This is a genomic window from Solirubrobacter phytolaccae (genome assembly GCF_027587195.1).
GTDB classification, from domain to species: Bacteria; Actinomycetota; Thermoleophilia; order Solirubrobacterales; family Solirubrobacteraceae; genus Solirubrobacter; species Solirubrobacter phytolaccae.
Window position 1 is genome coordinate 48510 of sequence record NZ_JAPDDP010000034.1, and the last position, 23771, is coordinate 72280.

The 23771-nt window shown below is 73.5% G+C and carries 24 protein-coding genes; 16 read left to right on the forward strand and 8 right to left on the reverse strand.

Annotated features, from left to right (window positions below; genetic code table 11):
• Positions 1-19 precede the first annotated feature (19 nt).
• The 4 genes from OJ997_RS18695 to OJ997_RS18705 are packed head-to-tail and all read left to right on the forward strand — an operon-like array spanning position 20 to position 2760.
• The gene (locus OJ997_RS18695; protein ID WP_270026714.1) at positions 20-202 is read left to right on the forward strand and encodes a hypothetical protein; all 183 of its coding nucleotides are present in this window, start codon (positions 20-22) and stop codon (positions 200-202) included.
• Positions 199-864 carry a Phenylacetic acid catabolic protein gene (locus OJ997_RS18700; protein ID WP_270026715.1) on the forward strand — a complete coding sequence of 222 codons (666 nt, stop codon included), beginning with the start codon at positions 199-201 and terminating at the stop codon, positions 862-864. Before OJ997_RS18695 ends, OJ997_RS18700 begins: the two co-directional genes overlap by 4 nt.
• Positions 861-1040: a PaaD-like zinc ribbon domain-containing protein gene (locus tag OJ997_RS38240; protein WP_443732122.1), complete on the forward strand. Its 180-nt coding sequence runs from the start codon at positions 861-863 to the stop codon at positions 1038-1040. Before OJ997_RS18700 ends, OJ997_RS38240 begins: the two co-directional genes overlap by 4 nt.
• Positions 991-2760, forward strand: coding sequence for a DUF1963 domain-containing protein (locus OJ997_RS18705; protein WP_270026716.1), 1770 nt, complete (start codon positions 991-993; stop codon positions 2758-2760). Before OJ997_RS38240 ends, OJ997_RS18705 begins: the two co-directional genes overlap by 50 nt.
• On the opposite strand, the gene OJ997_RS18710 is transcribed toward OJ997_RS18705, so the two are convergent.
• Positions 2685-4847: a putative bifunctional diguanylate cyclase/phosphodiesterase gene (locus tag OJ997_RS18710; RefSeq protein WP_270026717.1), complete on the reverse strand. Its 2163-nt coding sequence runs from the start codon at positions 4845-4847 to the stop codon at positions 2685-2687. The genes OJ997_RS18705 and OJ997_RS18710 overlap by 76 nt on opposite strands.
• Before the next feature lie 97 nt (positions 4848-4944).
• On the opposite strand from OJ997_RS18710, the gene OJ997_RS18715 reads away from it, so the two are divergent.
• Complete coding sequence (locus OJ997_RS18715; RefSeq protein WP_270026718.1) at positions 4945-5421, forward strand: hypothetical protein; 477 nt, start codon at positions 4945-4947, stop codon at positions 5419-5421.
• Positions 5422-5442: 21 nt separating this feature from the next.
• Here OJ997_RS18715 and OJ997_RS18720 read toward each other — a convergent pair whose 3' ends face one another.
• Genes OJ997_RS18720 through OJ997_RS18730 form a run of 3 tightly spaced genes read right to left on the reverse strand, consistent with a single transcriptional unit; the run spans position 5443 to position 7425 of the window.
• Positions 5443-5739: a hypothetical protein gene (locus OJ997_RS18720; RefSeq protein ID WP_270026719.1), complete on the reverse strand. Its 297-nt coding sequence runs from the start codon at positions 5737-5739 to the stop codon at positions 5443-5445.
• Between the two features lie 10 nt (positions 5740-5749).
• Complete coding sequence (locus OJ997_RS18725) at positions 5750-6820, reverse strand: citrate synthase 2 (RefSeq protein ID WP_270026720.1); 1071 nt, start codon at positions 6818-6820, stop codon at positions 5750-5752.
• On the reverse strand, positions 6817-7425 hold the full coding sequence (locus tag OJ997_RS18730; RefSeq protein ID WP_270026721.1) for a CGNR zinc finger domain-containing protein: 609 nt from the start codon (positions 7423-7425) through the stop codon (positions 6817-6819). The genes OJ997_RS18725 and OJ997_RS18730 overlap by 4 nt, the downstream gene beginning before the upstream one ends.
• Positions 7426-7443: 18 nt before the next feature.
• Between OJ997_RS18730 and OJ997_RS18735 the strand changes: the two genes are divergently transcribed.
• Positions 7444-8175 carry a glucose 1-dehydrogenase gene (locus OJ997_RS18735; RefSeq protein WP_270026722.1) on the forward strand — a complete coding sequence of 244 codons (732 nt, stop codon included), beginning with the start codon at positions 7444-7446 and terminating at the stop codon, positions 8173-8175.
• Here the strand turns inward: OJ997_RS18735 and OJ997_RS18740 are convergent.
• Entirely contained in the window at positions 8172-9053 is an 882-nt protein-coding gene (locus tag OJ997_RS18740) for an SDR family oxidoreductase (protein ID WP_270026723.1), read from the reverse strand. The genes OJ997_RS18735 and OJ997_RS18740 overlap by 4 nt on opposite strands.
• An 85-nt stretch (positions 9054-9138) precedes the next feature.
• Here OJ997_RS18740 and OJ997_RS18745 point away from each other — a divergent pair, with 85 nt between their 5' ends.
• The gene (locus OJ997_RS18745; RefSeq protein ID WP_270026724.1) at positions 9139-9702 is read left to right on the forward strand and encodes a TetR family transcriptional regulator; all 564 of its coding nucleotides are present in this window, start codon (positions 9139-9141) and stop codon (positions 9700-9702) included.
• Here OJ997_RS18745 and OJ997_RS18750 read toward each other — a convergent pair.
• Entirely contained in the window at positions 9699-10061 is a 363-nt protein-coding gene (locus tag OJ997_RS18750; RefSeq protein WP_270026725.1) for a response regulator, read from the reverse strand. The genes OJ997_RS18745 and OJ997_RS18750 overlap by 4 nt on opposite strands.
• Before the next feature lie 62 nt (positions 10062-10123).
• Between OJ997_RS18750 and OJ997_RS18755 the strand changes: the two genes are divergently transcribed.
• A complete protein-coding gene (locus OJ997_RS18755; RefSeq protein WP_270026727.1) occupies positions 10124-11188 on the forward strand; it encodes a S1 family peptidase in 1065 nt (354 codons plus the stop codon).
• Here OJ997_RS18755 and OJ997_RS18760 read toward each other — a convergent pair.
• Positions 11185-11457 carry a hypothetical protein gene (locus OJ997_RS18760; RefSeq protein ID WP_270026728.1) on the reverse strand — a complete coding sequence of 91 codons (273 nt, stop codon included), beginning with the start codon at positions 11455-11457 and terminating at the stop codon, positions 11185-11187. The genes OJ997_RS18755 and OJ997_RS18760 overlap by 4 nt on opposite strands.
• A 173-nt stretch (positions 11458-11630) precedes the next feature.
• On the opposite strand from OJ997_RS18760, the gene OJ997_RS18765 reads away from it, so the two are divergent.
• The 4 genes from OJ997_RS18765 to OJ997_RS18780 are packed head-to-tail and all read left to right on the forward strand — an operon-like array spanning position 11631 to position 17885.
• Positions 11631-13226, forward strand: coding sequence for an HAL/PAL/TAL family ammonia-lyase (locus OJ997_RS18765; protein WP_270026729.1), 1596 nt, complete (start codon positions 11631-11633; stop codon positions 13224-13226).
• Positions 13227-13268: 42 nt separating this feature from the next.
• The gene (locus tag OJ997_RS18770) at positions 13269-14894 is read left to right on the forward strand and encodes a hypothetical protein (RefSeq protein WP_270026730.1); all 1626 of its coding nucleotides are present in this window, start codon (positions 13269-13271) and stop codon (positions 14892-14894) included.
• Positions 14895-14910: 16 nt separating this feature from the next.
• Complete coding sequence (locus OJ997_RS18775) at positions 14911-16500, forward strand: hypothetical protein (protein WP_270026731.1); 1590 nt, start codon at positions 14911-14913, stop codon at positions 16498-16500.
• Positions 16497-17885: a hypothetical protein gene (locus tag OJ997_RS18780; RefSeq protein WP_270026732.1), complete on the forward strand. Its 1389-nt coding sequence runs from the start codon at positions 16497-16499 to the stop codon at positions 17883-17885. Before OJ997_RS18775 ends, OJ997_RS18780 begins: the two co-directional genes overlap by 4 nt.
• Positions 17886-17923: 38 nt before the next feature.
• On the opposite strand, the gene OJ997_RS18785 is transcribed toward OJ997_RS18780, so the two are convergent.
• Positions 17924-19000, reverse strand: a complete 1077-nt coding sequence (locus OJ997_RS18785) for an SDR family NAD(P)-dependent oxidoreductase (protein WP_270026733.1) — start codon at positions 18998-19000, stop codon at positions 17924-17926.
• Between the two features lie 119 nt (positions 19001-19119).
• Here OJ997_RS18785 and OJ997_RS18790 point away from each other — a divergent pair, with 119 nt between their 5' ends.
• Genes OJ997_RS18790 through OJ997_RS18805 form a run of 4 tightly spaced genes read left to right on the forward strand, consistent with a single transcriptional unit; the run spans position 19120 to position 23649 of the window.
• Complete coding sequence (locus OJ997_RS18790; protein WP_270026734.1) at positions 19120-19854, forward strand: class I SAM-dependent methyltransferase; 735 nt, start codon at positions 19120-19122, stop codon at positions 19852-19854.
• 9 nt (positions 19855-19863) lie between these two features.
• A complete protein-coding gene (locus OJ997_RS18795) occupies positions 19864-21438 on the forward strand; it encodes a tyrosine-protein kinase domain-containing protein (RefSeq protein WP_270026735.1) in 1575 nt (524 codons plus the stop codon).
• Positions 21435-22907 (forward strand): O-antigen polymerase, encoded by a 1473-nt coding sequence (locus tag OJ997_RS37675; protein WP_270026736.1) that lies wholly within the window; start codon positions 21435-21437, stop codon positions 22905-22907. Before OJ997_RS18795 ends, OJ997_RS37675 begins: the two co-directional genes overlap by 4 nt.
• Complete coding sequence (locus OJ997_RS18805; protein ID WP_270026737.1) at positions 22900-23649, forward strand: tyrosine-protein phosphatase; 750 nt, start codon at positions 22900-22902, stop codon at positions 23647-23649. The genes OJ997_RS37675 and OJ997_RS18805 overlap by 8 nt, the downstream gene beginning before the upstream one ends.
• Positions 23650-23771 lie beyond the last annotated feature (122 nt).

A 23771-nucleotide genomic window follows, 5' to 3' on the forward strand; every position in this document is an offset into this window, starting at 1 on the left:
ACTCGCGGGAGGTGGAGGTATGACCGTTTGGGAGGTCTTCGCCCGCAAGGCCTACGAGGATCCGCTCCACCACGTGGGGACGGTGACCGAGTCCGACGTGGACCTCGCGCTCGTGTCCGCGCGCTCGATCTACGACGAGCAGCCGTGGATCCACATGATCATCGTGCCGCGCGACTCGATCCGGGAGGCGATCAAGCCATGAAGACGCTCCTCGCCTCGCTGGCCGACAACAAGGCGGCGCTCGGCCGCCGCTACGCCGAGTGGGCCGTGTCCGCGCCGACACTCGAGTCCGCCGTCGCCGCCGCCGCGATGGCGCAGGACGAGCTCGGCCACGCGCGCTCCACCTACCCCGTGCTCAAGGGCCTGGGCGTCGAGGCCAACGAGGACGGCTTCGGCGGCGACAAGCGCTTCGCCCTGCTCGACGAGGAGCTGCCCGACTGGAACGCGTTCATCGCCGCGAACCTGGTCGTGGACGGCGTGCTCACCACGTTCGTCGCCTCGTGCGTGGACTCGTCGCTGACCCCCATGGCCCAGCGCGCGAAGAAGATCCTCCAGGAAGAGGGCTCGCACCGGGCACACGGCGAGGCCTGGGCCCGGCGACTGCTCCGCGGCGAGCAGCGCGACCCGTTCGTCGCGCGCGTGCTGGAGACGTGGGAGCACGCGAGCCGCTGGGTCGGTCCGGACGACGACGCCGAGCTGGCCGCCGCGGTCGAGGCCGGCGAGGTCTCACGCACCGCCGCCGAGCAGCGCGAGCTGATGCGCTCGTGGCTGACCGACCTGCTGGCCGCCGAGGGCGTGACCATCACCCTGCCCGAGCCGACATTCGGCGGTTGGGACGCCGAACGCCGCCGGTGGCAGCCATGACCTGTCCCTTCTGCGACTCCCCCGAAATCGAGCGCATCGCCCAGTGGGGCGGCCAAATCATCACGTCTCAGTGGCGCTGTAAAACTTGCGCCAGCTATTTCGAGGCGGTCAGGGAGGACTTTGACAATGAACTGGAAAGCGGACCTGGAGGAGGTCGAGCGGCAGTACGCGGCTGAGCCCGCGGAGCCGCCCCTCGCGGCGCGCGTCCAGCCGTTCGACCCGGCGCTGCTGCCGGTGCCGCTCGTCGCGCACGACCAGGTGCCCGAGCACCCGGGCGAGATGTGCTTCGACGACGCCGGCCGGCCGATCTCCGCCACGTCGGGGATCGCGAGCTACACGTGGGAGTGGCGCGAGGACGGGTCGGTGCTCGAGCGGGCGATGACGGCGCTCGGCCCGCGCGCGACGCTGATCCGCCGCGACACCGTGGTGAGCATCGACATGCTCTCGCGCGTGAGCGTGCAGCGGCTCACCTGGGACGGCGACGTCGCCGTGCGCTCGGACGAGGCGCTGCGATTCGCGACCGGCGGCCGGGTCGGCGTCGACATCGCGCGCGAGGCCGACCATGCGCCGGACGGCGCGGTGCGGCACGTGCGCCGCGCGCAGGCCGAGGCCGACGGCAGCGTCGAGGCGGGCCTCCAGCGGGCGACCCAGCTCGCGCCGACCGAGGTCCACTGGACGGCGAAGGAACTCGTCGTCTGGCCCGGCGCCGAGGCCGCGCGGGCGCTCGTCGAGCCGCTCGCCCAGGCGCTCGACGCCGCGCTGCGCGGAGCCGTCGCCGACAGCGGGATCGCGGACCCGTTCCTCCTGCACGTCGTCACGCCTCACAGCGCCCCGGCGCTCCCCCCGAAGGCCTGGCTGGCGGGCGCCGCGTGGCGCGAGCACGTGCGCTCGACCGACCTCACGGACGGCGCCGCGGCGACGTGGCTGCACCGCGGCGTGGACCGTGGCCTCGTCGCCCAGCTCGAGGTCGGCGACCGGCTGGACGCGGACGCGCTGCGCGCCTGCGCGCTGCTCTCCACCACGCACCCCGAGGCCTGGGACGCGCTGCACGCCCTGCAGGAGCGGCTCGCGACGCGGCTCAACGCGGGCGCGGCGTGGCTCGCGGCGGTCGACCCGAGCGACGGCACCGACGCGCTCCGCAACACCTACACGGGCGGAGCGGACGTCGAGGCGTTCCGCGCCTCGCTCAGCTCGACCGCGTCACCCGACGCGCTGGCCGCCGCGCTGCGGGACCGTGGCGCGCTGGAGGCGCTCATCTGCGCGGCCGGACTCGAGTCGCACGCCCACCGGCTCGCGCACGCGGTCGCGCTGGAGTCGCTCGTGCTCGTGCCCGGCGACGGGCGCTCGCACCTCGGCGGCCCGGCGCTGCTCCCGCCCGGCGAGGCGTGGCCGGAGGGGCACACGTTCCTCGCCGCGATCGACCGCGCGGAGGTCGGCCTCGGCACGGGCTGGCTGCTGTTCTTCGCCGACCTGGACGAGCTCACGTGGGAGGAGGTCAACGCCCCGGGCTCCCCCATCCGCCTGTTCGCGACCGACGCGCCGGTGCCCGCGGACGGTCCGGCGCTCACGCCGCGCCCCGTGCGGTTCCAGCCGCGGCTGACGCTGCCGGAGTGGTCCGACGCGGGCGAGGACCTCGGGCTCAGCGCCGCCGAGTCGGAGGCGTGGTCGGAGCTCATCGGGAACTTCGTGGAGGAGCAGCACCGCTTCGGCGGCTACGCCAGCGGCGTGCAGGGTGAGCGGCCGGAGCCCGGGACGGTGCTCCTGCTGCACCTGGACTGGGACGAGGAGCTCGGCTTCGAGTACGGCGACGGCGGGACGCTTCAGTTCCGCATCCCGGAGGACGCGCTCGCCGCGGAGGACTGGTCGCGCGTGATCACGATGGCGGACTCGGGCTGAGCCAGGCCCGCGACGCCGACCTCGAGCAGCCCGGTCAGCTCGGTGGCCGGGACCGGGCGGGAGAAGTGGAAGCCCTGGGCGGTGTCGCAGCGCTGCGACGCGAGCAGGTCCAGGGCGGCCTCGGTCTCCACGCCCTCGGCGACGACGCGGATGCCGAGCGCGTGCCCGAGCTCGATCGTCATCCGCACGATCGAGGCGTCCTCGTCACCGGCGTCGATCCCCATCACGAACGAGCGGTCGATCTTGAGCTCCTGCACGGGCAGCCGGCGCAGGCGGGCGAGTGAGGACAGGCCAGTGCCGAAGTCGTCCAGCGCGAGCTCGACGCCACGGTCGCGCAGCCGTGCGAGGACGGCGACGATGTGGTCCTCGTCGGTCATGGCGACGTCCTCGGTGATCTCGAGCACGAGCCGGTGCGCGGGCAGCCCGGAGCGCGCGAGCGCGGCGTCGACGACGGCCGGCAGCTCCGGATCGAGCAGGTCGGCCAGCGCGAGGTTCACGGCGACGGAGAGGTCGTGCCCCGAGGCACGCCACGTCGCGGCCTGGTCGACGGCGGTCTGCAGGACGTGGCGCGTGAGGTCGCGCACGATCCCGAGATCCTCCGCCAGGGAGATGAACGTGTCGGGGAACAGGAGCCCGCGCTCGGGGTGGCGCCAGCGCACGAGCGCCTCGACGCCGACCATCCGGCGGCGCGCGATGTCGGTCTGCGGCTGGTAGTGGACCTCGAGCTCGCCGGCCGCGATGCCGCGCCGCAGCTCCTCCCCGAGCGCCAGCCGGTCGCGTGACGGCCCTTCGCCGTTGGGGCGGTACAGCCGGAAGCCGAGGTTCGCGCGCTTGGCGTCGTACATCGCGCTGTCGGCGCGCTGGAGCAGCTCGACGGGCGTGGCCGCGTGCTCGGGGGCGAGCGCGCCGCCGAGGCTTGCGCCCATGTGCAGCTCCAGCCCGTCGAGGACGAACGGCTCGCTGAGCGCGGCCTCGATCCGTGCCGCGGCGGCCTCGATCCCGCCGTCGGTGAGCACGGCGAACTCGTCACCGCCGATGCGCGCGACCAGCCGCGCGTCAGGCAGCGCCGCGGTGAGGCGCCGGCCGAAGTCGACCAGCAGCCGGTCGCCGACGTGGTGGCCGAGCCCGTCGTTGAGGGCCTTGAAGCGGTTGAGGTCGATCACCAGCAGGCCGAAGGGCTCGTCCGCCGCGAACGCCGTGGCGAGATGCTGGTTGAAGCGGCGCCGGTTCGCGAGGCCGGTGAGCTCGTCGGTGACCGCCTGGCGGCGGCTCTCGAGCAGCGTCAAGGTGTGCCGGAACGTCACGCCGGTGCGCACCATGCCGAGCAGGATGCCGGAGGCGGGCAGGATCGCCAGCACCGGCGGCACGTCGGCCACGAGCACCGCCAGGTTGACCGGCGCGGCCAGCAGCGGAACGAGGAACAGGGTCCAGTCGGCGCGCTGGTGCGCGTCCGGCGGCGGCGAGTCGTCGCGCGCGCCGGTCGCGAGCAGCAGCATCCCGAGCACCCAGAAGGCGCCGATCCAGAGGATCGTCTGGCCGTACTCCGGCAGCGCGATCGTGTACGCCACGTCGGCAAAGGCGAACATCACCAGCGCGACCGTGATGCGCCCGAGCCGCCGCAGGCCCGTGACCGCGATCACGGACGCGAGGAACGCGAGCAGCACCGTGTCGCCGACCGGGTACGCGAGGTTCACCAGCGCCGTATCACGCGCCCGCTCGCTCACCGAGCTGAGCACCTCCGGGATCACGAACGCGACCGCTACGCCCGCGACCGTGACCAGTGCGGTCGCGCCGTCGAGCAAAAGGCTGCGCGTCAGGTGGCGCAGCCGGGCGCGGGTGATCAGGACGAGCCCGATCGCCGCTCCCGGATAGAACGACAGGTAGAGCACGTCGGCCACCGACGGCTGCGGGCGCACGACGGGGTAGAAGATCGCGCGCACCAGGTCGCCGAGCGTCCAGGCCAGGATCCCGAGCCCGAACGCGATCCACGCCCCGCGGTCGTGCTCGCCGCGCAGCCCGCGGTGCAGGCAGGCGAACACGGCCGCGAGCAGCAGGGTCGTCGACACCATCGGCTGGACTACGGCCATCGCTCTCGGTAATCGACGCGCGGGGTGTCCGATGGAGTCAAGACACCGTCAAGCTGTGCCAGCGAATGGCAAAGGCCAGCCAGGGAGGACCTCGGGGATGACTGAGGACGTGGAGAAGCTGGACGCGCTCGCCGACGCGCTGGCGGGGGCGCTGCGCGCGGCGGTCGCGGAGAGCGCGATCGCGGAGCCCTTCCTGCTGCTGGTCGGGGCGGCGCGCAACCGCCTCGAGCTCCCGCCGACGGGCTGGCTCGCCGGCGCGGAGTGGCGCGAGCACGTCCGTGCCGGGCAGCGCGGGGAGCGCGTGACGATGGACGATCTGCGTGACGGCGTGCCGCGCGGGCTGGTCCAGCGGCTCGAGCTTGGCGACCGGCTCGACTCGGAATCCGTCGGCATGTGCCGTGCGACCGCGTCTCAGCCTGCGCGCCTCGGGCACGTCCGCACGCAGCTCTCGCTGCTCCTGCGCGAGCACCTGGACTGCTTCGTCGCGGTCGACACGGGCCACGGCGACGACACGCTCACGCACAAGCTCGTGGCCGGCACGGACGTCGAGGCGTTCCGCCGCGCGGTCGCCTGAGGGCCCCGCCGAGGTGGCGTCCTAGCCCGCGGCGGCCAGGACCGCGATCACGATCGCGAGGCCGACGGGAACGGCCAACAGCCAGCGCCAGCCGGGGAGGCGGCCGTTGAGCGCATACCCGCCGCAGCCCACCACGCCGGCGACCGCCGCCCCCAGGACGAGGCCGAACCCGAGGCCGAGCGCGACCGCCTCCCCCGTGCTCGCCGGATCGGCGGGATCGGCCGCGTCCGCGCCGACGAAGATGCCGAGGATCGCGACGAACAGCCCGGCGACGGCGATCGCGCCGGCGGCGACTCCGGCTGCGATCCGCCCCGTCATCTGCAGGTTCCTACCCCGCGGCGAGCGCCTCCAGGCTCCGCGGCGGCTCGCCGGTGTAGAGCGCGGTCGGGCGGATCAGGCGGCCCTCGTGCTTCTGCTCGAGCACGTGCGCCGACCAGCCCGCCGTGCGCGCGCACACGAACAGCGGCGTGAACAGCTCCGGCGGGACGGCCGCGCAGTCCAGCACGACCGCCGACCAGAACTCGACGTTGGTGGCGAGCACCCGGTCCGGCTTGCGCTCGGCGAGCGCGGTCAGCGCCGCGGCCTCGAGCGCCTCGGCGGCCGCGAACCGCGGGGCGTGCAGCTCGCGCGCGGTCCGGCGCAGCACGCGCGCCCGCGGGTCCTCGGCGCGGTAGATGCGGTGGCCGAAGCCCATCAGCCGCTCGCCGGCGTCGAGCGCGTCGTTGACCCAGCCGGTCGCGTCGCCGCTGCGCTCGACGGCGTCGAGCATCTTCAGCACGCGGCTCGGCGCGCCGCCGTGCAGCGGGCCCGACAGCGCACCGATCCCGGCCGAGATCGCGGCGGCGGCGTCCGCGCCGGTCGAGGCGACGACGCGCGCGGTGAACGTGGACGCGTTCATCCCGTGCTCGGCGGCGGAGACCCAGTAGGCGTCGATCGCCTTCGCGTGCGTGGGGTCGGCTTCGCCGCGCCAGCGGGTGAGGAAGCGCTCGGCCAGCGTGCCGTCGGCGGGGAAGGGGACCTCCGGGAGATCCGCGCCGCGCGCCGACTGCGCGACGAAGTCGAGCGTGAGGGCCGAGATCCGCGCGAGCTCGTCGCGTACCTGCCCGGCGTCGACGTCGATCAGCGGTGCAAGCTCAGCGCCCAGCGCGGCGACCGCGGCCTGCACGTCGGCGCGCGTGTCCCCGCTGCGCAGCGGCAGCTCGCGCGGCTCGGCCGGCGCCAGGCCCGGTGCGGGCTCGCCGTCCACCAGCAGGCCCCAGACGTGCTCGAACGGCACGCGGCCCGCGAGCTCCTCCAGGTCCACGCCGCGATAGCGCAGCGCGCCACCCTCGCGGTCGGGCTCGGCGATCTGCGTGGCGAAGGCGACGACGCCCTCGAGTCCCGATTGCACTGCGCTCATTGCGGTGTCTCCTTCTGCCGCCGCCGGTGACGGCGGGCCTTTTCCACGTTGCCGCAGCCGCGGCTCGAGCACCAGCGGCGCCCGGCCGCGGGTGAGCGGTCGAAGAAGCGCGCGCTGCACGTGTCCGACGCGCAGACGCGGATGCGCTCGGCGGCGCCGAACATCTCGGCCGCGTCGCGCGCGAGCAGGCCGAGGCCGTGCACGGCGGGCGCGGCGGGTTCCGCGAGCACCACGGCGACGCCGCCGTCCTCCGTGCGCGTGAGCGTCTCCGGCCGTGTGGCGTGCGGGAGCTCGCGCGCGAGGGCGATCAGCGTCGCGTCCGGCACGGGCTGCCCGGCGAGACTCGCGACGACGCCGGCGTCGATCGCCTCGCGCAGCGTGCGCGCCCGCTCGAGCACGTCGTCCGTCACGGCCGGCGTCGCGGGCAGCAGCTCCGCCGCTACGAGCCACTCCCCCAGGTCCTCGCCGCACACGAGCGTCTCGACGCGCCGGTTCCAGCGCTCGCGCAACGTGTTCGTGAAGTCCAGTGCCGGCCGGCCAGCCAGCCAGTACCACCACGGCGCGCCACGCTCGAGCGGCAGCGGCAGATGCGCGGGCAGGTCCATAACCGTATGATTGCCGATATGGGGGTTACGCACAAGATCACGGTGGTCACCGGCGGCGGGCGCGGCATCGGCGCCGCGATCTGCACACGCCTGGCCGCCGAGGGCCACGCCGTCGTGATCGGGTACCGCTCCGACGCCGCCCGCGCGGAAGCCGTCGCGGAGCAGGTGCGCGCCGCCGGTGCGCGCGCGATCACGGTCGCGGGCGACACCGCCGACCCCGACGACGTCGACCGGCTCTTCGACGCGGCCGCCGAGCTCGGCCCGATCACCGGGCTGGTCAACAACGCGGGGATCGTCGGCCCGGTCGGACGGCTCGTGGACATCGACGTCTCCGAGCTTCCCCGCGTGTACGCCGTGAACGTGATCGGCGTGCTGCTGTGCGCGCGCCGGGCCGCACGCGAGCTGCTCGGGCGCGGCGGCGCGATCGTGAACCTCTCCTCCGGTGCGGCGACCCTCGGCTCCCCCAACGAGTACGTGCACTACGCGGGCGCGAAGGCCGCCGTCGACGCGATCACGATCGGGCTCGCGAAGGAGCTCGGCCCGGACGGCATCCGCGTCAACGCGGTCGCGCCCGGCGTCGTCTGGACCGAGATCCACGAAGACCCGGAACGGCCCGCGAAGCTCGCGCCGCAGATCCCGCTCGGGCGCGCCGGCCAGCCCGAGGAGGTCGCCGGCGCGGTCGCGTGGCTGCTCAGCGACGACGCGAGCTACACGACCGGGGCGATCCTGCGCGTGGCCGGAGGTCGCTAGCTGCCACGCGTGTAGGCGCCGGCGTCCAGGTCCTCGAGCAGGGTCGGGTGCGTCGGCTCCCAGCCGAAGCGCTCGCGGGTGATGGCGCTCGACGCGGGCACGTCGGCCGCGAAGAACGAGCCGAGCCAGCCCAGCGTCTCGGGCGCGACGGACTCCGTCGGCAGCCCGAGCCCGCGACCGATGGCCTCGGCGATCGCCTTGGCCGGGACGCCCTCCTCGGCGACCGCGTGCACGATCGTGCCGGCCGGGGCGCCCTCGAGCGCAAGCCGGACCACCTTGGCCGCGTCGAGCCGGTGGACGGCGGGCCAGCGGTTGCTGCCGTCGCCGACGTAGCCCGAGACGCCGTTCTCACGCGCGAAGCCGACGAGCGCGGCCACGAAGCCGTGGTCGCCCGGACCGTGCACGGTCGGCGGGAAGCGCAGGACGACCGGGCGCACGCCGCGGTCGGCCAGCGCGAGCGCGGCGTGCGCGTTCGCGATCCGCGGGTGCGCGGCGGCGTCGGCGTCGTCCTCCTCGGTTGCGGGCCGGCCGACGGCAAGCCCGAGCGTGCCGGACGCCATCAGCAGCGGCTTGCCCGAGTGCTCGAGCGCCGCCCCGAACGTGTCGATCGCGGCGCGGTCGAGCTGCGCCGCCTCAGCCATCTGCGAGAAGTCGTGGTGGTAGCCGAGGTGGATGACGCCGTCGGCCGCGGCGGCGCCGGCGGCGAGGCTGTCGAGGTCGTCGAGGTCGCCGCGATGGACGTCGGCCCCCAGCGCGGCGACGCGCTCGGCGGACGCGTCGGAGCGGGCGAGGCCGAGCACCGTGTGGCCGTTGGCGAGCAGCTCGGACGTGACGGCTGAGCCGATCCAGCCTGACGCTCCGGTGATGAAGACGCGCATGTCGAGACCTCCAAAGTCAAAGTGATGTCACAGCGCGACATCAACGTAGCACGTGATGTCACACCGTGTCATTAGAATCTCCGGCATGGCGCGATGGGAGCCCAATGCGAGCGGCCGGCTGCGGGAAGCGGCGATGGCGCTCTACACCGAGCGCGGCTACGAGCAGACGACGGTCGGCGACATCGCGGAGCGCGCCGGGCTGACCGCCCGCACGTTCTTCCGCTACTTCGCCGACAAGCGCGAGGTGCTGTTCGCGGGCTCCGAGGCGCTCGAGGGCGCGCTGCGCTCCGCGGTCGACGAAGCGCCGGAGGACGCGTCACCGATGCAGGTCGTGGCCGCCGTGCTGGACGGGATCGCGGCGCTCATCGGCCGCGACCGCGACTACTCGCGTCAGCGCCAGGTCGTGATCGACGCGACTCCCGAGTTGCAGGAGCGCGAGCTGATCAAGCTCGCCCGCCTGGCGCTCGTCCTGCGCGACGCGCTCCGGGCGCGCGGTGTGAGCGACCCCGAGGCGGGCCTGGCGGCGGAGACGGCGCTGGCGATCGTGCGCGTCGGCTTCGACCGCTGGATCAACACCGACGACGAACGCGAGCTCGCCGACGTCCTGCGCGAGTCGCTCGCCCGGCTCGAGACGCTCGTCGCGCCCTAAGCGGCCTGCAGCAGCTCGTCGACTACGCCGACGAGCTCGTTGCCGAAGAACGGCTTGGGCCGGAACGCGTCACGCCCGGGCCGCAGCCGCTCGAGCTGCTCCGGCTCGGGCTTGGTGCCGCTGAACATCAGCACCGGCACGTCGCTCAGATCGCGCAGACGCTCGAGCGTCTCCCAGCCGTCGAGCTCCGGCATCCGCACGTCCAGCACGACGAGATCCGGCCGCGTCTCGTAGAACGTGCGCAGGCCGCGGCGCCCGTTGTCGGCGGTCACGACCTCGTGCCCCGCGCGCTCGAGCAGCATGCGCACGACCGTGGACAGGTCGGGCTTGTCGTCGATCACGAGGATTCGGTACGGCATGCAGTCCATATTGGGACCGAGCGGTCCGGCTGCAACCAGACCTTCGTCCAGTCGGCCGACGCATGGACGTAATCCCCAGCCGGATGCCGGACACTGACGGGACGATGATCGGCCCCGCGCTTCTTGCCTCCGCGTCCATCTTCCACGGCACGCCCGTCCCGCCCGAGCAGGCGCCGTGGCTCGTCACGCTCACCACGCGGAGCGTCGTCTGCGGCGGCGCGCTGATCGCGCCCGACCGCGTGCTCACCGCCGCCCACTGCGTCCAAGGCGCCGATCCTGGCCGGCTGAGCGTGCGCCTCGCCGGCGAGCGGCGCGCCTGGGAAGGCGCGGTGTTCCCCACGACCTACCGCGAGATCCCCTCGCCCGTGCGGCCCGAGGACCCGGGCGCGTCGGCGACGGTCGACGACATCGCGGTCATCCGGCTCAAGACACCGGTGCGGAACGTTTCGCCGGTCCCGCTCGCCGACCCGCCGCCGGTCGCGGGCGAGCCCTCACTTACGCTCGGGCACGGCCGCACCGGCCCGCTGCCCGCGGGGCCGTCGCGGGACGCGCTCGGCGCCGCGCAGCAGGTGAGCGACGACTGCGCGGCCGCGTACGGCCCGACGCTCTTCCACCCCGCGCGGCACCTGTGCACGCTGGACACGACGCCCACCGCCGCGCAGGCGTGCAAGGGCGACAGCGGCGGGCCGGTGCTCGTGCAGCGCGGCGGCGGGTGGGCGCTCGCGGGCGTCGTCACCTGGGGCGGCGAGACCTACGGCCTGGACTGCGGCGAGGGCATGCCGGACGTGTCCGAGCGCGTGGACGCCCACCGGGCGCTGCTCAGCGGCGACGGACCCGTGGCTCCGTGGGCAGAGCGCCGGGTGCGTGTCCGTCGCACGGGCAAGGTGCGCCGGTGCGTAGTCGGCACGTGGCACCCGGCCTCCGCCACGTTCAAGGTCAGCTGGTGGCGCGAGGGCAAGCCGCGGACCGAGCAGACCCCTGAGGGCACGGCGATCCTCCCCGGCAAGCGCACCTACCTGAAGGGCGGCGGCCGAACCCGGACCCTGACCTCCGGGCGCGTCGGCTGCTCCGTCACGGCGAGGACCGCCGGCGGCTGGGCCACCGAGGACTCCTACAACCAGCTCTAGGCCTGGTAGTCCCGCAATCCGCGTGACGGCGGGCCGAGCTGCCGATCCAGCCGCAGGCTGCCGACCGCCACCGCGACCAGCATCAGCACGTACCCCGCCCAGCCGCCGACCGTGCGGCTGATGGCAAGCATCAGGATCAATGCGGCGAGCCAGACCAATGGCCGCCACGGGATGGCCGGCAGCGCGAACGAGAAGCGCCTCGGCCGTTGTGGATTGTCGTCGGGCAGCCCCCACCCAGGCCCGGGATCTTTGACCAGACCAACGAACATGGGATCCAGGCTACCCCGCGCCGGACGCCGGGATGTCCGCCCGCGCGCCAAGTGCGTGACAGACCGCACACGGTGATCAAGTTGCGTACTGACAAACGCTTGCGTCTGCACATTCGTGGTCAGAACGCCCAACTTTGTTGCACGGTTCGTCCAGCGAGGTACCGTTGCGAGAAATGACGGATCTGCTGCACCAGGACACGGGCGTCCACGTCGATCTCGACGGCGGCTCGCTCACGATCGCCGACGCCGTGCGGCTCGCTCGTCACGGTGGGACCGCCACGCTCTCCTCCGTGGCGGCCCGCCGTGTCGAGGCGGCGCGGGCGCTGAAGCTCGACCTGATCGCCAACGAGATCCCGATCTATGGCGTCACCACCGGGTTCGGGGACAGCGCGCACCGCCAGATCGCGCCCGAGAAGGCCGCGGCCCTGCAGCAGAACATGCTGCGCTTCCTGGGCGCCGGCACCGGCCAGATCGCGAACCCCGAGGTGACGCGGCTGACGATGCTGTTCCGCGCCAACTGCTTGGCGAAGGGCAACAGCGGTGTCCGCCTCGAGGTGATCGAGCAGCTGCTGACGCTGCTCAACCACGACATCCTGCCGCTGATCCCCGAGCGTGGGTCGTGCGGTGCGTCGGGTGACCTCGTGCCGCTGTCGTACGTCGGCCGCGCGCTCGTCGGCGAGACCGAGGTGCTCTACGACGGCGACGTCCGCGAGGCGATCGACGTGCTTGTCGACCTCGGCATCAAGCCGCTCGAGCTCGAGGCCAAGGAAGGGCTCGCGCTCACCAACGGCACGTCGTTCATGTCCGGCTTCTCCGTGCTCGCCGCGCACGACGCGCGGGAGCTCGCGTTCGTGGTCGAGCTGTGCACGGCGATGGCCTCACAGGCGCTGCTCGGCAACCACGGGCACTTCAACGCGTTCCTGTTCGAGGCCAAGCCGCACCCGGGCATCATCGAGAGCGCGGCGAACGTGCGCATGCTGCTCGACGAGTCCCAGCTCACGCACGACGCGGAGGAGATCGTCCCGCTCGAAGGCGCCGGCTTCCGCGAGCTCACGCGCTCGGTCCAGGACAAGTACTCGGTCCGCTGCGCGCCGCACATCGTCGGCGCCCTGCGCGACACGCTCGAGTGGGTGGACCGCTGGATCGAGATCGAGATCAACTCGTCCGACGACAACCCGCTCTTCGACGTCCCGGGCGGCCGCGCGCAGAGCGGCGGCAACTTCTACGGCAGCCACATGGCGCAGGGCATGGACGCGCTGAAGATCGCGCTGGCCAACCTCTGCGACCTGATGGACCGGCAGCTCGAGCTGGTCGTGGACGAGAAGTTCAACGCCGGCCTGACGCCCAACCTGATCCCGTACTTCGCCCCCGACGACTTCGAGGCCGGTCTCCATCACGGCTTCAAGGGGATGCAGCTCTCGTGCTCGGCCCTCACTGCCGAAGCCTTGAAGCTGTGCAACCCGGCGAGCATCCATTCGCGCTCGACCGAGGCCCATAACCAGGACAAGGTCTCCATGGGGACGATCAGCGCTCGTGACGCGCGCTCGATCGTGGAGATCGCTCAGCACATCGCCGCGATTCACCTGATCGCGCTCGCGCAGGCCCTGGACCTGCGCGGGGTCGAACAGGCCAGCCCGAAGGTCCGTGAGGCGCACGCGCTCATCCGTGCGCGCGTCGCCCCGCTGGACCGCGACCGACGGATGGACCGTGACATCGCCTCCGTCGTCGAGCTGATCCGGTCCGGCGAGCTGAGTCACGTCTTGGCGTAGGAGGGGTTGCGCGGGGCGGCCCTCGTCTGGGAGGGTCGCCCTGTGCGCTACGTCGTCTGTGCCGCGCTCGTCTTCTTCGCCCTGACGAGCCGTGCCGCGGCCGCGCCGTTCGTCGTCGGGTCGGGCGACCAGCCCGCGGTCGCCGTGGACGCGGCGGGCACCGCGTACGTCGCCTGGAACGGCCCGGACGCGCAGGACACACCGCAGTACTGCCGGCTGCCGCGCGGGGCGACCGCCTGCGACGTGTCGCTGGCCCTGCCGATCACTGCCGGGACAGGCTCGACGACCCGGCCGTACGTGTCGCTGAACGGCGGGCGCGTCTCGATCCTCGTGCACCGCTTCGGCCAGGCCACGGGGATCACCCAGTACGTCTCGACGGACGGCGGCGCGACGTTCTCCTCCCGTGTCGCGGGCGGGAACGTTCTCATCTACGAGGCGGCGGACGGGCCCGGCGACAGCGTCTCGGTCGTGACGAGCGCGGACGGCCGCGGCGGGCTCTTCCAGAACCTCTCGCTGACCGGTCCCGCGCCGGCGGGCTTCGCGCTGCTCGACGCGGCGCGGCTGTACTACGGCTCGGTCGGCCTGGACGGCGCCAACCCGGTGGTGACCTTCAGCACCGCCGGCGAGCTCGCCGCGTTCCGCCGCTACTCCGGGGCTGGCGACCTCAACGACGCCGCCAGCTGGTCGCCGCCCGTCGAGCTCGGCTTCATGCAGTACCCGCGACAGGCGAACGGCGCACCGGGCCTGTTCCTGCTCGCGGGCGACGCCGCCGGGACGATGGTCGTGCGGCGCTGGACCGGCTCGACGTTCGGCACGCCGGTTGCGGTCGGCCCCGGGGACGCGAGCGAGTCGCACCTGTCCATCGACGCGGGCGGACGGCTGCACGCGGTCTTCCCCGCGCTCGACGCCGCCGGCTACCACGCGCGGCACGCCGTCTCCGACGACGGCGTGACCTGGACCACGACGACGCTCGCGAGCGCGCCCTTCGTCCAGCAGGCCGGGATGCGAGTGGCGGCCGCGGCGGATCATGTGGGCGTCGCCGTGTGGGGCGCGAGCGGGCAGATCGAGGTGTCGGCGATCCCGGTCGCGACGCCCGCGCCTCCCCCACCACCGCAGCCGCCACCGGCGATCCCGGTGCCCGAGCCGGTGGCCGGCAGGACCGTCGTCGTCCAGCCGAGCGGGACCGTGCGGCTGCGGCTCGCCGGCCGCTCGCGCTTCGTGGCGCTGACGGCGCTCGACGACGTGCCGATGGGCGCGACGATCGACACCAAACGCGGCGCGGTCGTGCTGCACGCCCGCAACACGCGCACGGGCGCGGTCGAGACCGTGCGGCTCTCCGACGGCTGGTTCAAGGTCAGCCAGAGCGGGCGCGTCGTGAACTTCACGCTCAACGAGCCGCTCGCGCGCTGCCCGAGGCGCGGTGGCGCGGCGCAGCAGAAGAAGCCGAAGTCACGCAAGCTGTGGGGTGACGGCAAGGGCGCGTTCCGCACCTCGGGCAAGTACAGCGCGGCGACGGTCCGCGGCACCCGCTGGCTCGTGCAGGACACGTGCGCGGGCACGACCACGCGCGTCACGCAGGGCGCGGTCACCGTGACGCCGAAGCTCCGGCGCGGCCCGGCCGTGGTCGTGCGCGCCGGGAAGCAGTACACCGTGCGCGCTCGTCGCTGAAGCTACCTTGCGCGTCGTGCGCGCCACGTTGCTCGCCGTCGTGCTGGTCCTGATGGGTGCCGTCGAGGCCCGCGCGGACGCCTGGGTACCGATTGAGCACGCGCAGCTCGACCCGGTGCTCCGCGCCGCCGACGGCACGCAGGTCACCGTCTACTCGGGCGCGACGGATCGCCCGGCGCTCGAGATCGAGCGGCCCGGCGCGGCACCGCGCCGCGTCTACCTCAGCCGGGAGTGGGCGCAGGACATCGACGTCGCCGTCGCGCCCGGCGGCTGGGTCGCGGCGATCTGGGCCGAGGAGCTCGGCGGCCGGCTCGGGGCCGCGATCATCCGGCCGGACGGGCGCATGGTGCGACGCGACGGCCTTCCCGCCCGCTCCGTGACCTCCCCGAAGGCGGCGATCGACGCCAAGGGCCACGCGACGTTCGCGTGGGTGGGGACGGACGGGCTGCGCACAGCCGGCTCGTCGCTGCGCCCGACCCGGGTCCGGCGCGGCGTGACGGCGGCCGACGTCGCCGTGAGCCCGAACGGCCGGCGCGTGCTCGTGTGGACGACCAAGACCGGCGTGCACGCGCGATTGGACGGTGGGCGCGAACGGCGGCTCGCGAAGGCGACCAAGGCCGAGGTCCCGGCGGTCGAGGTCAACGCTCGCGGCGACGCGGTCGTCGCGTACCGGCACCGCGGCGGGGTCGGCGTGGTCGATCGCGACGCGCGCGGTTGGCGGCCGCCGCGCGCCGTGTACAAGGCCTTCGCCGTGCTGCCGCTGACCGTGGTGCTGTCGCCGCGCGGCCGAGCCGCCGTCGCGTGGGTGGGCGACGACGCCGTGCACGCCGTCGCTGGGCTCGCCGGCGGGCCGTGGGACACGACGACCCGCCTGTCCACGGCGGTGTCGAGCGTGAGCGAGCTGACGCTGCGCGGGTCCGTCGACCCCGCCGGCACCCTGTCCCTCGTCTGGAGCGAGACCTTCCTGGGTGTCCACGGTGCCGCGTTCGTCCCGGGCGGTGAGCCGGACACGACGCCGCTCGCCGTCGAGGTCGGGTTCCCGACGACCGCGCCGTCCACGACCGACGGCGTGCTGTCGGTGAGCGTGACCGTGCGCTGCTCGAAGACGTGCGACGTGGACCTGCGTCACGGCGAGAACGTCCCCAACTGGCTCGTCCGCACGCTCCCGGCGGGCCAGGCCACGACGATCGAGCTCCCGATCAACGACCTGTCGCTGCTGTTCCCGCGCATCAACGGGCGCATGCGGCTGATCGTCACCGCGGGCGACCGGGTGACGGGGCAGGTCGACAAGCGCTCGCAGCCGTACGTCGTCCAGGTGGCGCGGCCGCCGCTCAGCTCCTTCAAGGTCGCGGCCGATCATGACTTCGGGATGGGCACGCCGGAGGGCAATCGTGCCGTCGCAGACCTCGTGAACGGGCTGATCGACGGGTTCGAACGCGGTGAGATCAAGGACGACTCGGCGTTCTACGCCCGCTGGAAGGCGGGCCAGAAGGCACTCGAGAACGCGGGCTACGCGGTCTCCGGCCACCTGATGGACCAGCTCCTCGCCGTCCTGAAGATCCCGGCGGCACTGGCCGGGTTCACCGCGCGCGCGGTGATCGTATGATCGCCACGCTGCTCGCCGGCCTGCTCGCGTTCGGCCCCGCCGACCCGGTGCTGCCGGTCAGCGCCACGTGCGTGGATGCGGCCGCCGACACGGTCGCGATCGGCCGCGAGACCTCACGCGGGTGGGTGATCGAGACGAGCACGGCCGACGGTCCGTGGCTGCGCGTGATCGGCCCGATCAAGCGCGAGTACGACCGCATCTGCCCGCGGCTGAGCGCCGCGGCCGACGGCACGGCCGTCGTCGTGAGCTTCTCCGAGTTCGGCGACGACGAGCACCAGCTGGCGGTCCGCCGGCCGGGTGGCACGTTCGGCACGCCGACGGTCCTGCGGTCGTCGATCCCGGTGACCACCGCGGCCGCGCGTGGCGGCCGGGTCGCGGTGCTGTACCGCACCGGGCGAACCGGCAGCCCGACGCTCCTGCAGCTGCCCCCGGACGGCCCGCCGTCGCGGGTCGCGGTGCCGAGCGCGGCCGACGGCGAGCTGTTCTCGCTCGCGCCCGACGGCTCCACGACACTCGGCGCCGCCCCGGACGGCTCGTTCCCGATCGCCATGGACGCGAGCGGCCGGCAGCTGCGCGGCGCGTTCTCGGAGGACGGGCTCCGCGTGCAGGTCGGCGCTGAGCCGCCCGCGCTCGTCGCGCCCGTCTACGAGACCTACGGCGTGATCGGCGCGCTGGCCGAGGACGGCGCGGCGGTCGTGATCTACCACGACCAGCAGCGCGGGCTGATGGCGGTCGACCGGGCCGCGGGAGGCGCGTGGTCGGCCCCGCATCCACTCCCGCGGGGCAGCAGCGACGACCTGCTCGGCATGGGCATCGAACCGCCCTCCATCCCGGCCCGCGTGGACATCGCGTCGAGCGGGCGCGTCGTCGTCGCGTGGGACCTCGCCGACAACGGCGCGAACGTCGCGGTGACCGGCCAAGCGGGCGGCGTGTGGGGCCGCACGGCGGTGCTGTCCTCACCGAGCCGCCAGCCGGGGTGGCCCGTGGTGACCGGGGACCGCGTGCTGTGGATCGAGCCGGACTCCGCCCACGGCCCCGGCCCGCTGCGCGGTGCCCGTGTGGGTGCGCCGGCGCCGGTCGACACGCGGGCGCCCGTCTACACGCTCAAGCTGCCGCCCCAGGTCAAGGCCACGCGCAAGGGCCACGCCACGATCCCGTTCACCGTGCGCTGTGATGAAGCCTGCGACGTGTTCTTCGACACCGAGGACCCGGTCGACGGCTACGTCGCGCGTTCGCTGGCCGCGGGTGAGCGGCGCACGCTGCGGTTCCGCAACCGGTCGGCGTACGTGTCCGGCACCCACCGCGTCCGGTTCAAGCTGGTCGTGTCGGATCGAGCCGGCAACGCGCACCGCCGCACGGTCCGCGTTCGCGTCCGTGTGCCCTGATCACTGTGGGTCGGCTGGGAGCAGCGGCTGCGGAGCCTCTACACCGGCACCGCCCACTCGGACGCGTTGACCGCGTGGATCTCCTCGAGGATGTCGCGGATGCCCACGGTCACCTCCCACCCGGGGTAGTCGCGGGCGAACGTCGACGTGTCGCTGATCCACCAGCGGTGGTCGCCCGAGCGCGCGTCGTCGGAGAGCGTGTAGTCGAGCTGGCGGCCCGCGATCTCCTCGCACAGCCCGATCGCCTCGAGCATGGAGACGTTCGAGGCGCGCCCGCCGCCGAGGTTGTAGACCGCGGCTGAGCGCGGCGCCGTGCGGAAGCGCTCGAACGCGGCGACCACGTCGCGCGAGTGCAGGTTGTCGCGCACCTGCTTGCCGTCGTAGCCGAAGATCGTGTACGGCTCGCCGGTCATCGTGCAGCGCATCAGGTATGACAGGAAGCCGTGCAGGCGCGCGCCGCGGTGCGACGGCCCGGTCAGGCAGCCGCCGCGGAAGCACACGGTCGGCATCCCGAAGTAGCGCCCGTACTCCTGCACCATCAGGTCAGCGGAAGCTTTGCTCACGCCGAACAGCGAGTGCAGGCAGGTGTCGATCGACATCGTCGTGTCGATGCCGCCGTGCCAGACGTGGTCGTCCGGCAGCTCGAGCCGCGTGTCCGTCTCGATCAACGGCAAAGAGTTCGGCGTGTCGCCGTAGACCTTGTTGGTCGACATGAAGATGAACGGCGTGTCGGGCGCGTGGTCGCGCGCGGCCTGCAGCAGGTTCAGCGTCGCGACGGCGTTCACGCTGAAGTCGGTGTGCGGATCTGAAGCCGCCCAGTCGTGCGAGGGCTGCGCGGCGGTGTGCACGATCGCCGCGAGCCCACCGTTGCGGGCCGCGTCGCGCACGACTCGCTCCACACCTTCGCGGTCGCGGATGTCGAGCGCCACGTGGTGGAACTCGTCGTAGCGGTCGCTGAGCTTGCGCGTCGTCGGAGCCGTCGACGCCTCCGCGCCGAAGAACTCCGCGCGCAGGTCGTTCTCGAGTCCGTACACGTCGAAGCCGGATTCGATGAAGTGGCGCACGGCCTCCGAGCCGATGAGTCCCCCGGAGCCGGTCACGATCACATTCCCCATGGCGCGTCGTCCTGCCCGCGCGCACGCCGCACCGCGCCGCTGATCCCCAGCCCGCGACGGTGCGTGACGATCGGGGATCAACCCGTGCGCGAGGGCCGTCAGCGGGCAAGTCAACCCGCGTGAGCTCCACTGTGCTGCCCGTGAGCGAGCGCGAGGCCCGCGTCCCGCTCCCCGCCCGCTATGCCACCGCCTGGCGACCGATGTTCCAGGACGCGATCCGGGAGCGGCTGAGCCCCGGGGCGACCGTGCTCGACATCGGCTCCGGCCGCCATCCCAGCCTCGCCGCGGCCGAGCGCCGCGACGCGCGCTGGGTCGGCCTCGACCTGTCCGAGGACGAGCTGCGCCGCGCGCCCGAGGACGCCTACCAGGAGCGGGTCGTCGCGGACCTGTCGGCGCGCGTCGACTCGTTGGCGGGGTCGATCGACCTCGCGGTCAGCTGGCAGGTGCTCGAGCACGTCAAGCCGCTCGGCCGCGCGCTCGACAACGTGTACGCGTACCTGAAGCCCGGCGGCCAGTTCGTCGCGCTCTTCAGCGGCGGGTTCAGCGCGTTCGCGATCGTCAACCGGCTGCTGCCCGACCGGCTCGGGCACACGGTCGTGTCGAAGATCATGCGCCGCCCCTCCGACGGCCTGCACCCCGTCTTCCCCGCCTACTACGACCGCTGCTACGCCAGCGCGCTGGAGCGGATGTTCGCGGGCTGGAGCCACGTCTCGATCGAGCCGCACTTCCGCGGCGCGGTCTATTTCCACTTCTCGGCAGCATTGCAGCGCGCCTACCTGGCCTATGAAAGCGCCGCCGCGCGGCGCGGACTCGACAACCTCGCGACCCACTACTTCGTGGTCGCGCAGAAGTAGAGGACGTTGATGGACGCCACCAACCCGAACGAGCACCGGAGCCTGCGCGACTACCTGAGCGTGATCCGCCGGCGCAAGTGGGTGATCGCCGCGACGGTGGTCGTCGTGACCGCGGCCGCGCTCGGCTACTCGCTGCTGCAGGACAAGACCTACCAGGCCGCCTCGCAGGTGCTGCTCGGCCGCCAGAACCTCGCGAACCTGCTGTCCGGGCTCGGCGACCAGCCGATCGGCAACGACTTCCAGCGGATCGCGCAGACGCAGGCCGAGCTGGCCCGCTCGCCCGAGGTCGCCGCGCTGGCGCTCGCCCGCGCACCCGGCACCAGCCTCACGCCGCGCCAGCTGCTCGACCGCACGCAGATCACCGTGCTGCCGAACGCCGACCTGCTCGAGTTCCGCGTGACCGGCGGTGACGAGCGAGAGACCGTGCGCCTGGCGACCGCGTGGCCGGAGGCGTTCGTGGCCTACCGGCGCACGCTCGACAACGGCGCGCTGGACATCGCCCGCAACGGCATCCGCGGGCGCGTGAACCAGCTCGAGGAGCGCCGCGGCGAGTTGTACGAGGAGCTGATCTCCAAGGACGAGCAGCTGTCGACGATCCAGGCGCTGCAGGGGTCGAACGTGAGCGTCGCGCGGCGGGCCGACCAGGCCGCGCTGGTCGCGCCACGGCCGTTGCGGAACCTGCCGCTCGGGATCGCTCTGGGGCTCGTGCTCGGGCTCGGGTTCGCGTTCCTGCGCGAGGCGCTGGACACGCGCGTGCGGTCGGCCGAGGAGCTCACGGAGATCCTCGGGCTGCCGCTGGTGGCACGGCTCCCCGAGCCGCCGCGACGGCTGCGCGAGGCGCACAAGCTCGTGATGATGGAGGACCCGAACGGCGCGGCCGCCGAGCCGCTCCGGCTGATGCGGTCCAACGTCGAGTTCCTGAACCTGGAACGGCAGGCGCGCGTGATCATGATCACCAGCGCGATCCAGGGCGAGGGCAAGTCGACGATCATCGGCAACCTCGCGGTCGCGTTGGCGCGGGCGGGCAAGCGCGTGGTGCTCGTCGACCTCGACTTCCGCCGCTCGACGGTGGCGAAGTTCTTCGACGCGACGGGCCGGCCGGGCGTGACCGAGGTCGCGCTGGGCGAGCACGGATTGGATGACGCGATCGTCCCGGTGCCGCTCGGCGTCGAGTACGGCGCGGACGAGCCGGCGGGTTCGTTGGGCGTGCTGACCGCGGGCGCGCTCCCGCCCGACGTCGGCGAGTTCGTCGGCGGCCGCCGGCTGGCGGGCATCCTGAGCGAGCTGCGCGAGCGTGCCGACATCGTGCTGCTCGACACGCCGCCGGTGCTGAAGGTCTCGGACGGCATGACGCTCTCGACGCAGGCCGACGCCGTCCTCGTGGTCGCGCGGATGAACCTGATCCGGCGGCCGATGATGCAGGAGCTCGCGCGGCTGACGTACTCGATGCCGGCCGAGAAGCTCGGGTTCGTGCTGACCGGGATCGAGTCGGTCGCGGGCGGTGGCTACGGGTACGGCGGCGGCTACGGCTACGGCGAGCCGATGCGGCGCCCGGAGCGACGGCTGGCAGGCCTCCGCGGGTGATCTCCGCCCGGCTCAGCACCACCCCGCTGTGGCTCGCCGCGTGCGCGGCGATCGCGATCACGTCCGGCTGGCTGGTCTCCCAGGTCACGGTCTCCGATCCCGGCATCGCGGCGCTGATCGCGGCGACCGCGGCGGCGTGCCTCGCGCTCGCGGTGTACGGGTTCGCGACGACCCGCGACCCGCTCTCGCCGCTGCCGGTGCTGAGCCTGATCCTGTTCGTGCTGTACGTCGCGCGGCCCGCGTACATCCTCGCCTCCGGGCGGATCGGGCCGACGCGGCGGCTGGACGACGAGCTGCTGAGCGGGCCGCTGTACGCGGCGATGCAGGGCGCCTGCGGGCTCGCGCTGCTGGCGCTCGGCTGCCTCGCTCTGGGGCACGCGTCCTACCACTTCGTCGATCCGGTCGGGCGGGGCGCGTTCCGGGCGACGACGGCGCGGATCAGCGCGCTGGACCGGCGCCGGGTCGCGGGTGGCGCGGCGCTCGTCGTGCTCGCGGTGACCGCCGCGCTGGAGCTGTGGGGGTACGGGACGCTGATCGCGGAGGCGGGCGGCGTCGCGGCCTACGTCGAGTCGCTGAGCGCGCGCTCGTCGGTGTTCTTCGGGCGTGGCTACCTGGCGCAGGTCGGGTTGCCTTTGAAGGCGGTCGCGCTGGCGCTGCTGGCGGCGTTCCTGCTGCGGCCGCCGCGCGGGCTCGCGTGGGGCGCGGTGCTCGGCGGCGCGTTCGTGCTCGTGATGGTCGGCGACTTCCTGACGGGCGGCCGCGCGGCGCTGCTGATCGGGACGCTCGTGCCGATGGTGCTGCTGTTCCACTACCTGCGCGCGCCGCTGCGCCTGCGGACGCTGGCGTGGGTGGTCGCCGCGGCGTTGGTCTTCTTCGTCGGCGCGCGCGTGGCCACGCGGGATTCGACGTACGAGGAGGCGGTCGGCGGGTCGGTGGTGTCGCAGACCGTCGCGCAGCTCAAGACGCTGCCGGAGACGACGCTGGGCGGTCGTGACGCGACGCCGTTCGACTCGCTGGCGATGGTGGTGCGGGCACGCGCGACCGGCCTCGAGTGGCAGTACGGCTCGACCTACCTGCCGATTCTCACGTTCCCCGTCCCGCGCTTCGTGTGGGCCGACAAGCCGGCCGGCGGCGGGAACACGTGGTTCACGCGGGAGCTCTACCCGGCGTACTACTACCAGTCGGACGGCGCCGGAACCGAAGCCTCGCTGTCGATGCTCGGCGAGTCCTACGCGAACTTCGGCCCCGGCGGCGTGGCGATCGCGTTCTTCGTGTTGGGGTTCTTCCTCGCTGCGGTCTACCGGCGCATGGTCGCCGCCGCGAGCGCGTGGCCCGTCCTGTGGTGGGCGGTGACGCTGCCGTACGTGATCACGCTGATCCGCGGCGACGCGTTCCACTCCGTGACCTACTGGGCGCTCTCGAGCGCGCTCGTGTGGCTCGCCTACACGACGTTGGTGCGCCGTGCTTGACCTGCACTCGCACATCGTGCCCGGCGTGGACGACGGTGCGGAGGATGGTTCCGCCGCGGTCGCCATCGTCGCCGCCGCCGCCGCGGACGGCGTGCGCGTGATCGCCGCGACGCCGCACGTGCGCGCCGACTTCCCGACGACGCCGGAGCAGATCTGCGACGGCGTCCACGCGCTGCAGCGGTTGGTGGAGCCGCGGATCGTGCGCGGCGCCGAGGTCTCGCTCGAAGTCGCCGGAACGTTGCCGCCGGAGGAGCTGGCCGCGTTCACGCTCGCGGGATCGCGGTACCTGCTCGTCGAGCCGCCCTACACCGGCCTGCCGTTGAACGCCGGCAGCGTGCTGTTCACGCTGCGGCTCGCGGGCCTGATCCCGATCATCGCCCACCCGGAGCGCAACCCGGACATCCAGGCCGACCCCGGCCGCCTGCGCGAGCTCGTCGACGCGGGAGCGCTCGCGCAGCTCACCGCCGGCGCGTTGACGGGCCGCCGCGGCAACACGGCGCTGCGCACCGCCCGCATCCTGCTCGACGAGGGCCTCGCGCACCTGGTCGCCGGCGACGCCCACCGCCCGCTCGCCCCCAACGCGACCATGTCCGCCGCCCTGGCCACGACCGACCCGGCCCTCGCCGAGTGGCTCGGCTACGGCGTCCCCGCCGCGATCGTCGCCGACGAGCCCATCCCGCCCCGCCCCGCCGTCCGCCCACGACGCCGCCGTCGCGTCCTGGCCTGGAGGACCCCCGCATGAGCCGCCGCTCCCCCACCGTCCCGCCGCGCCCGCCGGCGCCGACACCGCGCGAGCCAACCCCGCCGCGCCCCGACGACGTCGCCGCGCCGCCCCACGCCGCGCCGCCCAAGTCGGAGGCCAAG

Excerpts from the sequence above, each read along its gene's own strand:
- OJ997_RS18695 (WP_270026714.1), top strand. The coding sequence starts at position 20 with ATGACCGTTTGGGAGGTCTTCGCCCGCAAGGCCTACGAGGATCCGCTC.
- OJ997_RS18700 (WP_270026715.1), top strand. The coding sequence starts at position 199 with ATGAAGACGCTCCTCGCCTCGCTGGCCGACAACAAGGCGGCGCTCGGC.
- OJ997_RS38240 (WP_443732122.1), top strand. The coding sequence starts at position 861 with ATGACCTGTCCCTTCTGCGACTCCCCCGAAATCGAGCGCATCGCCCAG.
- OJ997_RS18705 (WP_270026716.1), top strand. The coding sequence starts at position 991 with ATGAACTGGAAAGCGGACCTGGAGGAGGTCGAGCGGCAGTACGCGGCT.
- OJ997_RS18710 (WP_270026717.1), bottom strand. The coding sequence starts at position 4,847 with ATGGCCGTAGTCCAGCCGATGGTGTCGACGACCCTGCTGCTCGCGGCC.
- OJ997_RS18715 (WP_270026718.1), top strand. The coding sequence starts at position 4,945 with ATGACTGAGGACGTGGAGAAGCTGGACGCGCTCGCCGACGCGCTGGCG.
- OJ997_RS18720 (WP_270026719.1), bottom strand. The coding sequence starts at position 5,739 with ATGACGGGGCGGATCGCAGCCGGAGTCGCCGCCGGCGCGATCGCCGTC.
- OJ997_RS18725 (WP_270026720.1), bottom strand. The coding sequence starts at position 6,820 with ATGAGCGCAGTGCAATCGGGACTCGAGGGCGTCGTCGCCTTCGCCACG.
- OJ997_RS18730 (WP_270026721.1), bottom strand. The coding sequence starts at position 7,425 with ATGGACCTGCCCGCGCATCTGCCGCTGCCGCTCGAGCGTGGCGCGCCG.
- OJ997_RS18735 (WP_270026722.1), top strand. The coding sequence starts at position 7,444 with ATGGGGGTTACGCACAAGATCACGGTGGTCACCGGCGGCGGGCGCGGC.
- OJ997_RS18740 (WP_270026723.1), bottom strand. The coding sequence starts at position 9,053 with ATGCGCGTCTTCATCACCGGAGCGTCAGGCTGGATCGGCTCAGCCGTC.
- OJ997_RS18745 (WP_270026724.1), top strand. The coding sequence starts at position 9,139 with ATGGCGCGATGGGAGCCCAATGCGAGCGGCCGGCTGCGGGAAGCGGCG.
- OJ997_RS18750 (WP_270026725.1), bottom strand. The coding sequence starts at position 10,061 with ATGCCGTACCGAATCCTCGTGATCGACGACAAGCCCGACCTGTCCACG.
- OJ997_RS18755 (WP_270026727.1), top strand. The coding sequence starts at position 10,124 with ATGGACGTAATCCCCAGCCGGATGCCGGACACTGACGGGACGATGATC.
- OJ997_RS18760 (WP_270026728.1), bottom strand. The coding sequence starts at position 11,457 with ATGTTCGTTGGTCTGGTCAAAGATCCCGGGCCTGGGTGGGGGCTGCCC.
- OJ997_RS18765 (WP_270026729.1), top strand. The coding sequence starts at position 11,631 with ATGACGGATCTGCTGCACCAGGACACGGGCGTCCACGTCGATCTCGAC.
- OJ997_RS18780 (WP_270026732.1), top strand. The coding sequence starts at position 16,497 with ATGATCGCCACGCTGCTCGCCGGCCTGCTCGCGTTCGGCCCCGCCGAC.
- OJ997_RS18785 (WP_270026733.1), bottom strand. The coding sequence starts at position 19,000 with ATGGGGAATGTGATCGTGACCGGCTCCGGGGGACTCATCGGCTCGGAG.
- OJ997_RS18795 (WP_270026735.1), top strand. The coding sequence starts at position 19,864 with ATGGACGCCACCAACCCGAACGAGCACCGGAGCCTGCGCGACTACCTG.